Origin of the sequence: Actinoplanes oryzae, from assembly GCF_030757795.1 — a bacterium.
Lineage (GTDB): Bacteria > Actinomycetota > Actinomycetes > Mycobacteriales > Micromonosporaceae > Actinoplanes.
The window spans coordinates 1-13484 of record NZ_JAUQWH010000019.1 but is presented as its reverse complement, the minus strand read 5'-3'; the positions used below and the strand labels follow the sequence as shown (position 1 = coordinate 13484).

The 13484-nt window shown below is 73.2% G+C and carries 15 protein-coding genes; 12 read left to right on the top strand and 3 right to left on the bottom strand.

The window, feature by feature from the left end:
• Positions 1-92 precede the first annotated feature (92 nt).
• The 8 genes from RBH18_RS09430 to RBH18_RS09395 all read left to right on the top strand — a co-directional run bounded on the left by RBH18_RS09430 (position 93) and on the right by RBH18_RS09395 (position 6440).
• Positions 93-377, top strand: a complete 285-nt coding sequence (locus tag RBH18_RS09430; RefSeq protein ID WP_306205840.1) for a hypothetical protein — start codon at positions 93-95, stop codon at positions 375-377.
• 183 nt (positions 378-560) lie between these two features.
• The gene (locus RBH18_RS09425; protein ID WP_306205838.1) at positions 561-1427 is read left to right on the top strand and encodes an ABC transporter permease; all 867 of its coding nucleotides are present in this window, start codon (positions 561-563) and stop codon (positions 1425-1427) included.
• Positions 1428-1435: 8 nt separating this feature from the next.
• Positions 1436-2461 carry a taurine ABC transporter substrate-binding protein gene (locus RBH18_RS09420; RefSeq protein ID WP_306205836.1) on the top strand — a complete coding sequence of 342 codons (1026 nt, stop codon included), beginning with the start codon at positions 1436-1438 and terminating at the stop codon, positions 2459-2461.
• Positions 2448-3200 carry an ABC transporter ATP-binding protein gene (locus tag RBH18_RS09415; protein ID WP_306205834.1) on the top strand — a complete coding sequence of 251 codons (753 nt, stop codon included), beginning with the start codon at positions 2448-2450 and terminating at the stop codon, positions 3198-3200. The genes RBH18_RS09420 and RBH18_RS09415 overlap by 14 nt, the downstream gene beginning before the upstream one ends.
• On the top strand, positions 3197-4060 hold the full coding sequence (locus RBH18_RS09410; protein WP_306205832.1) for a TauD/TfdA dioxygenase family protein: 864 nt from the start codon (positions 3197-3199) through the stop codon (positions 4058-4060). Before RBH18_RS09415 ends, RBH18_RS09410 begins: the two co-directional genes overlap by 4 nt.
• Positions 4053-4979 (top strand): sulfite exporter TauE/SafE family protein, encoded by a 927-nt coding sequence (locus RBH18_RS09405; protein WP_306205830.1) that lies wholly within the window; start codon positions 4053-4055, stop codon positions 4977-4979. Before RBH18_RS09410 ends, RBH18_RS09405 begins: the two co-directional genes overlap by 8 nt.
• A gap of 61 nt (positions 4980-5040) precedes the next feature.
• Positions 5041-5892 (top strand): EamA family transporter, encoded by an 852-nt coding sequence (locus tag RBH18_RS09400; RefSeq protein ID WP_306205828.1) that lies wholly within the window; start codon positions 5041-5043, stop codon positions 5890-5892.
• Positions 5893-6131: 239 nt separating this feature from the next.
• Positions 6132-6440: a hypothetical protein gene (locus RBH18_RS09395; protein ID WP_306205826.1), complete on the top strand. Its 309-nt coding sequence runs from the start codon at positions 6132-6134 to the stop codon at positions 6438-6440.
• 484 nt (positions 6441-6924) lie between these two features.
• Here the strand turns inward: RBH18_RS09395 and RBH18_RS09390 are convergent, their stop codons facing one another.
• Together RBH18_RS09390 and RBH18_RS09385 are read right to left on the bottom strand one after the other, a co-directional pair.
• The gene (locus tag RBH18_RS09390; RefSeq protein ID WP_306205824.1) at positions 6925-8154 is read right to left on the bottom strand and encodes an MFS transporter; all 1230 of its coding nucleotides are present in this window, start codon (positions 8152-8154) and stop codon (positions 6925-6927) included.
• On the bottom strand, positions 8151-8615 hold the full coding sequence (locus RBH18_RS09385; protein ID WP_306205822.1) for a MarR family winged helix-turn-helix transcriptional regulator: 465 nt from the start codon (positions 8613-8615) through the stop codon (positions 8151-8153). The genes RBH18_RS09390 and RBH18_RS09385 overlap by 4 nt, the downstream gene beginning before the upstream one ends.
• A 56-nt stretch (positions 8616-8671) precedes the next feature.
• Between RBH18_RS09385 and RBH18_RS09380 the strand changes: the two genes are divergently transcribed.
• Positions 8672-9613: a DUF6461 domain-containing protein gene (locus RBH18_RS09380; protein WP_306205820.1), complete on the top strand. Its 942-nt coding sequence runs from the start codon at positions 8672-8674 to the stop codon at positions 9611-9613.
• An 18-nt stretch (positions 9614-9631) separates the two neighbouring features.
• Here the strand turns inward: RBH18_RS09380 and RBH18_RS09375 are convergent, their stop codons facing one another.
• Positions 9632-10291: a TetR/AcrR family transcriptional regulator gene (locus RBH18_RS09375; protein WP_306205818.1), complete on the bottom strand. Its 660-nt coding sequence runs from the start codon at positions 10289-10291 to the stop codon at positions 9632-9634.
• 79 nt (positions 10292-10370) lie between these two features.
• Here RBH18_RS09375 and RBH18_RS09370 point away from each other — a divergent pair, with 79 nt between their 5' ends.
• From RBH18_RS09370 to RBH18_RS09360, 3 genes are all read left to right on the top strand, one after another.
• Positions 10371-11966, top strand: a complete 1596-nt coding sequence (locus RBH18_RS09370; protein ID WP_306205816.1) for a DHA2 family efflux MFS transporter permease subunit — start codon at positions 10371-10373, stop codon at positions 11964-11966.
• A gap of 9 nt (positions 11967-11975) precedes the next feature.
• Positions 11976-12527: a TIGR03086 family metal-binding protein gene (locus tag RBH18_RS09365; RefSeq protein ID WP_306205813.1), complete on the top strand. Its 552-nt coding sequence runs from the start codon at positions 11976-11978 to the stop codon at positions 12525-12527.
• Positions 12528-12571: 44 nt separating this feature from the next.
• Positions 12572-13484: serine/threonine-protein kinase (locus tag RBH18_RS09360; RefSeq protein WP_306205812.1), on the top strand; the 913-nt coding region annotated here is incomplete at its 3' end.

Here is a 13484-nt window from a genome sequence, read left to right as displayed (position 1 = left end):
TTCGGCCGTTTCGCCAAAAAGCCACGAAACGGACCCCTATGGTGATCTCGACCGAGTAAGCACACTCGTTTCGTGAAGGGCCGATGAATCACATGAAGTCTCTGAAGACCGTCCTGGTCATGACCGCGGCGTCGGCCGCGGCTGTGTTCGCCTTCGGTGCCCCGGCCATGGCCGGCGGCCACGGTGACGGCGACGGTGTCTACGGCGACGACAACATCGTCGTCCAGGACAACGACTACTTCGACTGCGACGGTGGCGACGGCGGCAACGGCGGCGACGGCGGCAACGCCCTCGGCCTCGACAGCCTGCTCAGCGCCGTCATCGGCGGCGACGGCGGCCGCGGTGGCTCCGGCGGCGACGCCGACTGCGAGGACTGACACCGCCCTCCGAAGTAGCGAAACGCCCGTGGCCCTGTGCCACGGGCGTTTCCGCGTTTCCGGCCTCGTCGCGGCTCGGGGTCCAGCAGGCGGGAGGAGCAGGCGCGGGAGTTGCCATGAGACCTATCGGCAAGGTAGGAAATGAGAGCGCGACACATCGACGAGCGTTCTCCCGGAGGATCCGTGACCCTTCCCGCATCGACTGTGGATCCCGCGGTCGCCCCGGCGCCGCCGCCGGTCCCGGATCGGCGTGACACCGGGGTGCGAGCGGCCCGGCGCCGGCGCGTCCTGCTGCGCCTCGTCGCACTGGTCGTGCTCTACCTGCTCTGGGAGCTCGCCGCCCGCACCACGCGCAACCCCGCGTTCATCCCCTCGCCGGCCGCCGTCTGGCACCAGCTGATCGTCACGTCCACGACCCACGACGGCATCCGCGGCTACAGCGGGCACCTGCTGATCGAGCACCTCGGCGTCAGCCTGCGGCGCATCCTCATCGGCTCGGTCGTCGGCGTCGCCGGGGGACTGGTGCTCGGGCTGCTCATGGGCACGATCGGCGTGCTGCGCATCGTCGTCGAGCCGGTGGTCACGTTCGTGCGGGCGCTGCCCCCGCTGGCGTACTTCAGCCTCTTCATCATCTGGTTCGGCATCGACGAGACGCCCAAGCTGTGGCTGCTGTCGATCGCCGCGCTGCCGCCGGTGGCCGTCGCCACCGCCGCGGCCGTGCTCTCCGCGCCCGCCGGGCTGATCGAGGCCGCGCGCGCCCTGGGGGCGAGCCGCTGGGCGACCGTGCGCGACGTGGTGCTGCCCAGCGCGCTGCCCGAGATCGGCACCGGCATCCGGCTGGCGGTCGGGGTCGCGTACTCCTCGGTGGTCGCCGCCGAGACCATCAACGGCGTGCCGGGCATCGGCGGCATGATCCGCGACGCCCAGCGCTACTCGCAGACCGACGTGGTCGTGCTCGGCCTCTTCGCCATCGGCCTGTCCGGCCTGCTCATCGACGCCCTGCTGCGGACCGCCGAAAACCGGCTGATCCCGTGGCGCGGCCGGAGTTGAAGGATCCCATGAAGAAGCTCATCGCCACCGCCGCCGTGCTGCTGCTCGCCCTCGCGGGCTGCGGGAACGGCGCCGCCTCCGGCGGAACGACCGGGGACGCGAAGACGATCCGGCTCGCCTATCAGGCCTTCCCGAGCGGGGACCTGATCGTGAAGAACCAGGGGCTGCTCGAGAAGGCGCTGCCGGACTACAGGATCACGTGGACGAAGTTCGACTCCGGCGCCAGCATCAACACCGCCTTCGTGGCGGGCAGCGTCGACATCGCCGCCATCGGGTCGAGCCCGGTCGCGCGCGGGCTGTCGGCGCCGCTGAACATCCCCTACCAGGTCGCCTTCGTCCTCGACGTCGCCGGCGACAACGAGGCCCTGGTCGCCCGCAACGGCACCGGGATCGACGACGTGGCCGGGCTGCGCGGCAGGAAGGTCGGCGTGCCGTTCGCCTCGACCGCCCACTACAGCCTGCTGGCCGCGCTCGACCAGGCCGGCGTCAAGGAGTCCGAGCTGACCATCGTGGACCTCGAGCCGCAGGACATCCTGGCGGCGTGGACGCGCGGTGACCTCGACGCCGCGTACTCGTGGCTGCCCTCGCTGGACGACCTGCGCAAGACCGGCAAGGTGCTCATCGCCAGCCGGCAGCTCGCCACGGCCGGCAAGCCCACCCTCGACCTCGGCGTCGTCTCCACCGCCTTCGCCCAGGCGCACCCCGAGGCGGTCGACGCGTGGCGCAAGGCCGAGGCGCAGGCGCTCGACCTCATCGCCACCGACCGGGCCGCCGCCGCGAAGGCCGTCGGCCAGGAGCTCAACATCAGCCCGTCCGACGCGGAACACCAGCTGAGCCAGGGCGTCTTCCTCAAGCCCGCGGACCTCGCCTCCGACGAGTGGCTGGGCACCGAGGCCAAGGTGGGCAAGCTCGCCGAGAACCTGGTCAGCGCCGCGCAGTTCCTCAAGGACCAGCAGAAGATCGACGCTGTGCCCGACCTGGCCACCGTGCAGAAGTCCGTCTACGTGAAGGGCCTGCCCGATGTCCTCGGCTGACGCCATCACGCTGGACGGTGTGCGCCACGACTACGGTGACGTCACCGCCGTCGGTCCCGTCGACCTTGTCGTACCCCCGGGTGAGTTTCTGGTCCTGGTGGGTGCGTCCGGGTGCGGCAAGAGCACGCTGCTGCGCCTGATCGCCGGGTTCGAGCAGCCGACGCACGGGACGATCCGGACCGCCGGAGAGGCTCCCGTGCCCGGGCGCGGTGCGGGGCTCGTCTTCCAGCAGCCCCGGCTGTTCCCGTGGCGCACGGTGGGCGGCAACGTCGCGCTCGCCCTCAAGTACGCCGGCCTGCCCACCGACCGCGTCGGCGAGCTGCTCGCCTCGGTCGGGCTGCACGACGTCGCCCACCGGCGCACGTGGCAGATCTCCGGCGGCCAGCAGCAGCGCGTCGCGATCGCGCGGGCGCTCGCCGTGGACAACCCGCTGCTCCTGCTCGACGAGCCGTTCGCGGCACTGGACGCGCTGACCCGCGAGCGGCTGCAGGAGGACCTGCGCGAGGTGTCGGCGCGCACCGGCCGTACGTGCGTCTTCGTCACCCACAGCGTCGAGGAGGCCGTCTTCCTCGGCAGCCGCGTGGTCGTCCTGACCGCCCGGCCCGGCCGCATCGCCCTGGACCTCCCGGTGGACCTGCCGCGCACCGGCGACGTCCGCTCCCTCCCCGCCTTCGCCGCCTACCGGGCCGAGATCGGCCAGGCCGTCCGCTCCGCCGCCGCTGACAAGGAGTTCGCATGACCTCGACCGCTGTCGATCTCACCCTCGAACCGCTCGGCCGGCACTTCGGCTCGATCGTGCACGGCCTCGACCTGGCCGCCGCCTCCGACGCCGAGATCGCCGCCGTCCGCGCCGCGCTCGTGGACCGCAAGGTGCTGTTCTTCCGCGACCAGAGCCTCGACGACGACAGCCAGGTCGAGCTCGGCCGGCGCATCGGCGAGCTCACCGCCTCGCACCCGGTGATCGGCGGCGTCGACGCGGCCCACCCCGAGGTGTACGCCCTCGACAGCACCGACAACGGCTTCGCCGACGTGTGGCACACCGACGTGACGTTCATGCGCCGGCCGCCGCTCGGCACGATCCTGCGCGCGGTCACGCTGCCCCCGACCGGCGGGGACACCAACTGGGCGGACAGCCAGCTGGCGTACGAGTCCCTGGCCCCCGCCGTCCGTACGCTCGTCGACGGGCTGACCGCCGTGCACGACGGGACCCGCGAGTTCGGCTACTACCTGGCGCAGCGCCGGGGCGGGCAGGGCAACGAGTGGGACGGCGAGATCGTCACCCGCCTCGACCCGGTGTCCCACCCCGTGGTCCGGGTGCATCCCGAGACCGGCCGGCGCGGGCTCTTCGTCAACCCGGGCTTCACCTCGCACATCGAGGGGGTCTCCGCCTTCGAGAGCGAGGCCATCCTCAGCCTTCTGTACGCGCATCTGACCAAGCCCGAGCACATCGTGCGCCACCGCTGGCGCCCGGGCGACGTGGCCATGTGGGACAACCGCAGCACCGCCCACTACGCCAACCGCGACTACGGTACGGACCGCCGCGTCATGCACCGCATCACGCTGCGCGGCGACGTCCCGCAGGGGCCCACCGATGCGTAAGCTGATCCTGCTGGCCCTGGTCGGCCTCGGCGCGCAGCTGGTCGACGGCAGCCTCGGCATGGCCTACGGCGTCACCTCCACCACCCTGCTGCTGGCCATCGGCACCAACCCCGCCGCGGCCTCCGCCACCGTGCACCTGGCCGAGATCGGCACCACCCTGGTCAGCGGCCTGTCGCACTGGCGCTTCGGCAACGTCGACTGGAAGGTCGTCCTCAAGATCGGCGTACCCGGCGCCCTCGGCGCCTTCGCCGGCGCGACCTTCCTGTCCAGCCTGTCCACCGAGGCCGCCGCCCCGCTGATGTCGCTCATCCTGCTCGCCCTGGGCCTCTACGTGTTCGTGCGCTTCACCTTCCAGGGCCTGCCCAAGGGCAACCTCGGCAAGCCGTTGTACGCCCGCTTCCTCGCCCCGCTGGGCATCGTCGCCGGCTTCGTCGACGCCAGCGGCGGCGGGGGCTGGGGCCCGGTCGGCACCCCGGCGATCCTCGCGAGCGGCCGCCTGGAGCCCCGCAAGACGATCGGCTCCATCGACACCAGCGAGTTCCTGGTCGCCGTGGCCGCCAGCCTCGGCTTCCTCGTCGGCCTGGGCGGCGAGGGCGTCGACGCCGGCTGGGCGATCGCCCTGCTGGCCGGCGGCATCATCGCCGCCCCGATCGCCGCCTGGCTGGTCCGCCACGTCCCACCCCGCGTCCTGGGCGCCGCGGTCGGCGGCGTCATCATCCTCACCAACGTCCGCACCCTGCTGCGCAGCGACTGGATCGACGCCGCCGACCCGGTCCGCTACCCCGTCTACGCGGTGATCTACGTGGTGTGGGTGGCGGCCCTGGCGTACTCGATCCAGCAGTACCGCCGCAACCGCGACGAGGACCGCGAGATCATCGCCGCGGCCTCGGCCGCACCCTCGCCCGAGCCGGTTCCCTGACCGCACGACCGGTGGTACGGGTCCGCACCACCGGTGCCGGCGGCGCTCGTAGGTTGCCGGTGTGGAGAGAGCGACGCTGTGCGTTCTGGGGTCGGTCGCTTGTGCGCAGTCCGGTGGTGCGGTCGCCCGGCTGATGTTCGACCCGGCCGGGCCCGCCGGGGTGCTCCTGCTGCGCCTGACCGTCGCGGCGCTGGTGTTCGGGCTTGCCGTGCGGCCGCGGGTCCGGGGGTGGCCGCCGGCGGCGTGGCGGGCGGCGGTGCTGCTCGGGGTGTGCTCGGCCGGGCTCAACGGGCTGAGCTACGTGGCCCTGGACGTCGCGCCGCAGGGGGTCGTGGTGACGGCGTCGTTCGCCGGGCCGCTGGTGCTGGCGCTGGTCCAGACCCGGCGGCCGGTGGACCTGGCGTGGGCGGTGACAGCGGGCGCCGGGGTGGCGCTGCTCGGCCTGCGCACCGGCGTCGACGTGCCGGTCGCCGGGCTGCTGGCGGCGCTGGCCGCGGGCGGGTGCGGCGCCGGCTACATCTGGTGCAGTGCGCGGCTCGGCGGGGTGCTGCCCGGCTTCGGCGGCCTCGCGGTGTCCTTCATGGTCGCCGCGGCACTGGTGCTGCCCTTCGGTGCGGCGGGCGCGGGCCGGGCCCTGCGGGACCCGCTGCTGCTCGCCGGGGCGGTGGTGGTGGCCGTCCTGTCGTCGGTGGTGCCGTACGCGATGGAGTTGATCGCCCTGCGCCGCATGTCCACCCGCGTCTTCGGCATCCTGATGAGCCTCCAGCCGGCCGCGGCGGCGCTCGCCGGCCTGCTCCTGCTCGGCCAGCGCCTCGGCACCCTCCCCATCGCCGCCCTGATCCTGGTGACCGCAGCCGCCGCCGGCGCCACCACCCGCCCGGCCGCCGCCGTCAGAGCCCGAGCGGCTCGGTGACCTGCCGCCGCCCGCGTCTGCCCGGGCGCGACCTCGACGAGAAGATTGCGATCGCCGCCGTCATGGTCCAGGCGTGAACTGCCTGGATGAATGCTTTTACGCAACGTCGGAGGTCGATATGTGGAAAGACTCGTCCACCGGAGACCTGCCGCTGATCGCCATTCACTCGCCTCGCCGGACGGTACGGTCGGGGCCCCAGGCAAGGGGAGGAATCAGGGTTCCAGCAACGGGGAGGAATGATGACGAATCGTCCAGTGCTGCGAAGGGCGCTCTCGATCGTGCTCGCCACGGTGACACTCACCGGCGCAGCGCTCGTCACCTTGACCGGGCCGGCGCAGGCAGCCTGCAGCACCTGGGTGGAGGCTCCGCGGACCGGCGTCGCATGGTGCAACAACGCCGGCTACCGCTACCACGCGATAGCCCGGTGCAACGAGAACGACGGCAACATCTATTTCGCGAACGGACCCGTCGTGAGGGCTCCCAATTATTCGCGCGCTTACTGTCATGAGTACGCGTACGCGGACGATGCATTCATCGATTTCGACTAGGAGGATGCAGTCAAGGGTGTCGAGATCTGATTGTCACGACAGACCTCGACACCCTTCTCGTCGCGAACGTCAGGAGCACCGGGCGTCACCGTCGTGAGCCGGTCATCGACGGCGCGACAGCTCACGCCTGACGTCGGGCTACCGTCATTCCGTGGATGCGGGGATCGCGGCACATGCGTGCGTCATGCGAGGGGACACTGCCACGGCAGCGGCGGTTCGGCCGGCAGGAGGGGCCGCGGCAGTGGACCTATGACGGAAGCGCGGCCCCCGGCCCACTACCTGCAGTTCGGCGGATCCGCCCACCGACTTGACCGGGATCGTCAACGCGCGGTGCGGCGAATCGGCGTCACTGTGACGGCGGGGAGAGAGCCGGGAAACAGGGAGAGAGACAGCCACTGAGCCTCGATCGCCGTCCCGGCGTCTCCGGCCGGGGACGTCGGCGAGCGGTTCCCCAGGCGGCGCCGGGTACGGATTGGCACCGCGATCATCGCTCGGCGGCAGCGAGCGTGCGGAAGCGGCGCAGCGCCGGCGTGCTCAGCGCGATCAGGCCCGTCGCGACGAGGGCCGCCGCGCCGCCGATCGCCAGGGAGGCGCCCGCCGAGGTGGCCGAGGCGACCAGGCCGGCGCGGACGTTGCCGAGGTCGGGGCCGGCGACGCCGACCACGTGCTCCAGCGCTGCCACGCGGCCCTGATACTCCGGAGGGGTCACCGTCTGGACCACCGTGCCGCGGGCGACGACCGACCACGTGTCGGCCGCTCCGGCGACGGCTACCAGGGCCAGGACGGCGGGCAGGGCCGTGACGAGGCCGGCGGCGCCCAGGGTCACGGCCCACACCGCGCCACTGGCCAGCATGATGATGCCGGCGCGGCCGGCGCGGCTGGCGAGGCCCGAGAACGCCGATGCGACGACGCCTCCGACGGCGAGGGCGGACGTGAAGAGGCCCAGTACCTCGGGGCGGCCGTCGAAGCGTTCGGCGTTGAGGACCGGGAACAGCGCGACCGGCATGGACAGCAGGGTGGCGGCGAGGTCGGCGAGGAGGGCGCCGCGGACTTCGGGGGTGCTCACGGCGTACGTGATGCCGGCGAGGACCGCCGCGGGACCGGGACGGCCGCTGCCGGGCGCGACCCCGCCGGGGAGGCCGCGGATGCCCGCGAGGGCCGCGACGAACGTCACCGCGTCGGCGACGAAGCACCAGGCCACCCCGGCGGCCGCGGTGAGCAGGCCGGCCAGCGCGGGCCCGGCGAGCATCGCGAGCTGGAAGGACAGGTGGTTGAGGGCGAGCCCGGCGGCGAGGCGGTCGCCGGACAGGATCGCCGGCAGGAACGTGCGGCGGGCGGGTGAGCCCAGCGCCCCGCACGCCGCGTTGACGGCGACGAGCGTGAGCATGGCGGGCACGCCGCCGAGGCCGGTGAACGCCACCACCGCCATCAGCGAGGTCACCACGATCGGGATGCCCGAGCAGGCCAGGGCCAGGCGCTTGCGGTCGACGTGGTCCAGGAAGGCGGTCCCGGCCAGCGCCAGGACGATCACGGGTACGCCCGCCGCGAGCCCCACGAGCCCGACGGCGGCCGCGTCGCGGGTGCTCTCCCAGACGTAGTAGAGCACGGCGAACGTGCTCATCTGGCCGCCGAAGCCGGACGCGGTCGTGCCCAGCCACAGCCGGCGGAACGCCGGGCTCTCGCGCAGCGGCCGCAGGTCGGCGAGCGCCCTCATGCGAAGTTGTCCTGGAGGCGGGCGGTGAAGGACCGGCGCTCGAGGGCGGCGCGGATGTCGGCGACGACCCGGGTCAGCGAGTAGGGCAGTTCCTCGTCGAGCTGGCGCGTGGTCGCCTCCGTCGCCCGCCACTCCGCCTCCATGAACGGCACGGCGTCGCGGGCGCGCTGGGTCAGCTGCACCAGCCGGGTCCGGGCGTCGGGGCCCGGCGCGCTCTCGACCAGCCCGGCCTGCCGCATCGCCGTGACGGTCTGGCTCATCGCGGAGTGGCTGACGCTGCGGCGCTCGGCGAGCTCGCGGATGGTCAGCGGCCCGAAGCGTCCGAGCGCGATCAGCGGGCCGACGAACCGGGTGCGGATGCCGTGGATGCCGGCCTCGGTGTAGAGCGCGGCGATGTCCCGGTCCAGCTCGCCCAGGAGGCGGTGGACGTCGGACCAGTGGTTGCTGTCGAGGAGGTCCATGCCGGGAACGTAACAGCACTTATACAATTTTCGCCAACCCGTTTAGACTCTCGGTCGTGCTTCCTGTGGTGGACGATCTCGACTACGCCCGCGGCCGCGTTGCCGACCTCGGTGCGCGCTTCTGCCTGACCTTCGTCAAGGACGTGTCCGAGCAGGAGGCGCTGACCCGGATGGGCGCGCTGCCCGGCACGGTCCAGGTCAGAGACACCCCTGGGGCGTACGCCGCAGCGCTGAGCCTCGGCCGCTGGACGCTCGTGGCCGAGCCCGACGGCGGCTCCGGCGGCGACCACGTGCTCCTCGAGGCGGTGTCCGCCGGCAGCGAGGCCGTCTCGGTGTTCCGGGACGCGTCGGCGGCGCCCCGGTTCACGTACGCGAAGGACGGCGTCACCGCGGTCGCCTTCGACCCCTCCTATCCGTCGCCCGAGCTGACCTGGGGCGCCGAGCCCGAGCTGCTGCGCCACCTCATGCAGGCCCTCGGGCTGCGCGAGCCGGCCGGCGAGGACGACGAGACCTGGCGCGACCCCGAGGCGAAGGCCCTGGTCCTCGCGCAGCGCCTGACCAACGCCCGGGTGCCCGCCGACGCGCTGACCCGGCCCCGGCTCTCGGCGCGGCTCGAGCCGTGGTTCGTCGGCGGGGTGCGCCCCGGCGACCTGCTCAGCCGCGGCCTGCGCACCGCCCCGCTGCTCAAGGCCGCCCAGCGGGCCACCGCCGAGCGCCGCCGGGCCGTCGCCGCCGACCACCTGCGCCGCCTGGCCGCCTCGCTCGGCGTCGCCGGCGCGCCCGGCCTCGCCGCGGTGCTCGACGGTGCCGCCGGCCCGATCACCCCGGAGTCACCCCTCGGCAAGCAGGTGCTGAGCTGGCTGGCCGAGCCGGAGACCTACGGGGCGTTCACCACCGCCCTGCGCGGCTTCCTCGACCCCGACCCGACGGTCGCCCTGCGCGCGGCGCTGCGCCCCGGCCACGACCCCGACGCCGTGATCGCCGCCCTGACCGCCTGACGCGCGGCCCCCGGCCGATCACTCGCCGAGCAGGCCGCGCAGGACCCGCGTCATGGTGTCCTCGAGGCGCGGCGCCGGCATCGGACCGCCCCCGGTCAGCGCCGCCGTCAGATGGGTGTGCCGGCCCTGCGCGACCACGTGGGCGAGGTAGGCGCCCTGCCGCTGCCGGGTCTCCGAGCCGCCGGCGAGCTCGTTGAGGACGAAGGCGGCCGTGAGCGTGGTCATCACGGCGAATGCCTCCAGCTTGCGGCCCGCGTCCGCGGGATGCCCGGCGAGCACGGCCAGCACGTGCTCCAGCAGGTCGGTGCCGTGCGGGCCGAGCGCCGGGCTGTTGAGCAGCAGCTCCGGCAGCCAGCGGTGCCGCAGCATCAGCGCCTGCGCCTGTCGGCACACCTCCAGCAGCCCGGGCAGCCAGGGGCCACCCGGCTCCGGCAGCTCGTAGGCGCCGGCCACCTCGTCGACCATGAGGTCGAGCAGGTCGTCCCGGCTGCCGACGTAGCGGTAGAGCGAGGCCGCGCCGGTGCCCAGCTCGGCGGCGACGCGGCGCATCGAGACCGCGGCCAGGCCCTCCCGGTCGGCGACGGCGATCGCCGCGGCGGTCACCTCGGCCCGGGTCCGCTCGGCGGGCCGGCCCACGCCCGTGCGCTGCGTCCGGAGCCACACCGGCACCGTGTCCATGTCACCCCTCTTCCGTTGCACCAGCCTACCCTTCGCATACAGTGTTCGCGAACAGTGTTCTCGAAGGAGGGAAGCGGCGATGACCGGCACCGACAGGAACGCCCCGATCCTGCTGACGAAGCGCCGGATATGGCTGATCTTCGCCGCGCTGGTCGCCGGCATGCTGCTCGCCAGCCTCGACCAGACCATCGTCTCGACCGCGATGCCGACCATCGTCGGGGAGCTGGGCGGCGTCTCGTCCCAAGCCTGGATCACCACGGCCTACATCCTCGCCACCACGATCGTGATGCCGGTCTACGGCAAGTTCGGCGACGTGCTCGGGCGGCGGCGCCTGTTCCTCCTCGCGATCGCCGTCTTCACGACCGCCTCCGCCGGCTGCGCGCTCGCCCCGGACTTCTGGACCTTCGTGGTCTTCCGGGCCGCTCAGGGACTGGGCGGCGGCGGCCTGATGATCCTTTCCCAGGCGATCATCGCCGACATCGTGCCCGCCGCCGAGCGCGGGAAGTACCTCGGCCCGCTCGGCGGCATCTTCGGCGTGGCCGCCGTGGGCGGCCCCCTGCTCGGCGGGTTCTTCGTCGACCACCTCACCTGGCAGTGGGCCTTCTACATCAACATTCCCATCGGGATCGCCGCGTTCCTGGTCGCGATGCTCGCCCTCACCCTGCCGGACAAGAAGCGCGGGAAACCGATCGACTGGCCGGGCGTGCTGTTCCTGTCCGCCGCGACCACCTGCCTCGTCTTCCTCGCGGACTTCGGCGGCTCGGCAGGCCACGGGTGGGCCGCCTGGAGCACCTGGGCGTGGGCCGCCGGGCTCGCCGTCTCCGCGAGCCTGTTCGTCGTCACCGAGGCGCGGGCCGCCGATCCGATCATGCCGCCGTCAATGTTCCGGAACCCGGTCTTCGTCAACGCGACGGCGATCGGCCTGGCGCTGGGCATCGGCATGTTCTCCGCCCTCGCCTTCATCCCGACCTTCCTGCAGATGTCCGCCGGCACCTCGGCCGCGGCCTCCGGACTGCTCATGCTGCCGATGATCGTGGGCCTGCTCGGCGCCTCCGTCGCGGCCGGCCTCCTGATCACCCGCACCGGGCGCTACCGCATCCCTCCCGTCCTGGGCACCCTCGTCACCGGCGGCGCGATGGCGGCGATGACCACCCTGGCCGCCTCGACGCCGATCTGGCTGATCTGCGCGTACCTCCTGGTGCTGGGCGCCGGGCTCGGCCTGATCCTGCAGGTCGTGGTCCTGGTGGTGCAGAACGCCGTCTCGCCGCACGACATCGGCACCGCCACGGCGACCACCAACTACTTCCGCGAGGTCGGCGGTGCGGTGGGCATCGCCGTGTTCGGCACGATCTTCACCTCCCGGCTCAGCGAGAACCTCACCGCGGTGTTCACGAACGCCGGCGCCGGCGCGGACCAGGCGGCCCGGGCGACGGCGACCATCGACCCGGCCGTCCTCGGCGGGCTCCCCGCCGACGTCCGCGAGGGCATCGTGGCGGCCTATGCCGACGCGCTCGCACCGGTGTTCTGGTATCTGATCCCCTTCATGGTGGTCGCGTTCGTTCTCGCGCTCCTTCTCAAGGAGATCCCGTTGTCCGGCGTCGCGGGCATGGTGGCCCGCGGCGAGGCGATCGGCGGCGAGGAGGCGGAACGGCTGGCCGGCCTTTCCCCGCGCTAGCGTGGCGGGATGATCACGCGCATCCCCGTCGCCATCGATCGTTTCGGTGCGCTGGTGCACGGGGTTCCGGCGGACCTGTGGGACGCGCCGACCCCGTGCAGCCAGTGGACGGTCCGGGACCTCGTCAACCATCTCGTGAGCGAGCACGCGTGGGCGCCGCACCTGCTGGCCGGCGAGACCATCGAGCAGGTGGGCGACCGCTACGACGGCGACCTCGTCGGGTCCGACCCGGCCGGGGCCTGGGACCGGGCCGCCGCGCGCTCCCGCCCGGCGTGGGAGAAGGCGGACCTGTCCGGCACGGCTCGCTTCTCGTTCGGGGAGGCTCCGCTGACCGAGTACGCCGACCAGATGCTCGTCGACCTGACCGTCCACGGCTGGGATCTCGCCCGCGCCACCGGCCAGGACGAGGCGTTCGACCCGGAGGCGGTGGAGCGTGCCCTGGCGTACGCCCAAGCCAACGTCACCCGCTGGGACGGTCTCGGCATCATCGCCCCGCCCGTGCCCACCACCAGCGACGACCCGGCCGTGCGACTCATCTGCCTGACCGGACGCGCGTACTGAGACTCCCCGACTAGAAAGGGGAGCGGCGGGGTATATCGGCCGCTATGACTGCGGGACCCGTCGAGGTCGCCGGGCGCTACCGGCTGGGAGAGACGCTCGGTGCCGGTGGCATGGGCCGGGTGTGGGTGGCGCGGGACGGGATCCTGCAGCGGGACGTCGCCGTCAAGGAGATCCTGCTGCCGCCCGACCTGGTCGAGGGCGAGCGGGACTCGGTGCACCGGCGGACCGTGCAGGAGGCCCGCGCCGCCGCGCAGCTGAGCCATCCGAACGTCGCCCAGGTCTACGACGTCATCGAGGACGACGGGCGCGCGTGGATCGTCATGGAGTACGTGCCGTCGCGCTCGCTGCAGGAGGCGATCCGCACCGACGGGCCGCTCGACCCGCGCGACGTGGCCGTGCTGGGCCTGGAGGTGCTCGGCGCGCTCGAGGCGGCCCACCGCGCCGGCGTACGGCACCGCGACGTCAAGCCCGCCAACGTGCTGCTCGGCGACGACGGCCGGGTCGTGCTCACCGACTTCGGCATCGCGTCGATCGAGGGCGACAGCGTCATCACGACCAGCCACGAGCCGGTGCTCGGCTCGCCCAGCTACATGTCGCCGGAGCGGGCCAAGGACGGCAAGGCGCTCGAGGCGTCGGACCTGTGGTCGCTGGGCGCGACGCTCTACGCCGCCGTGGAGGGCCGTCCGCCGTACCAGCGGCCCAACGCCATGGCCACGCTCACCGCCCTCGCCACCGAGGAGCCGGATCCGCCCGTGCGTGCCGGAGCGCTGCGCCCGGTGCTCGACGGGCTGCTCCAGAAGGATCCCGCCGCGCGCATCGACGCCGCCGAGACGCGCCGCCGCCTGCTGCGCGCCGCCGAGCCCGAGACCCCGCCTGCCGCCGCCGGGCCGCGGCCCCACCGCCTGCGCCGCCGGTACGCCGTGACGGGCGCGACCCTGGCCGCCCTGCTCGCCGGCG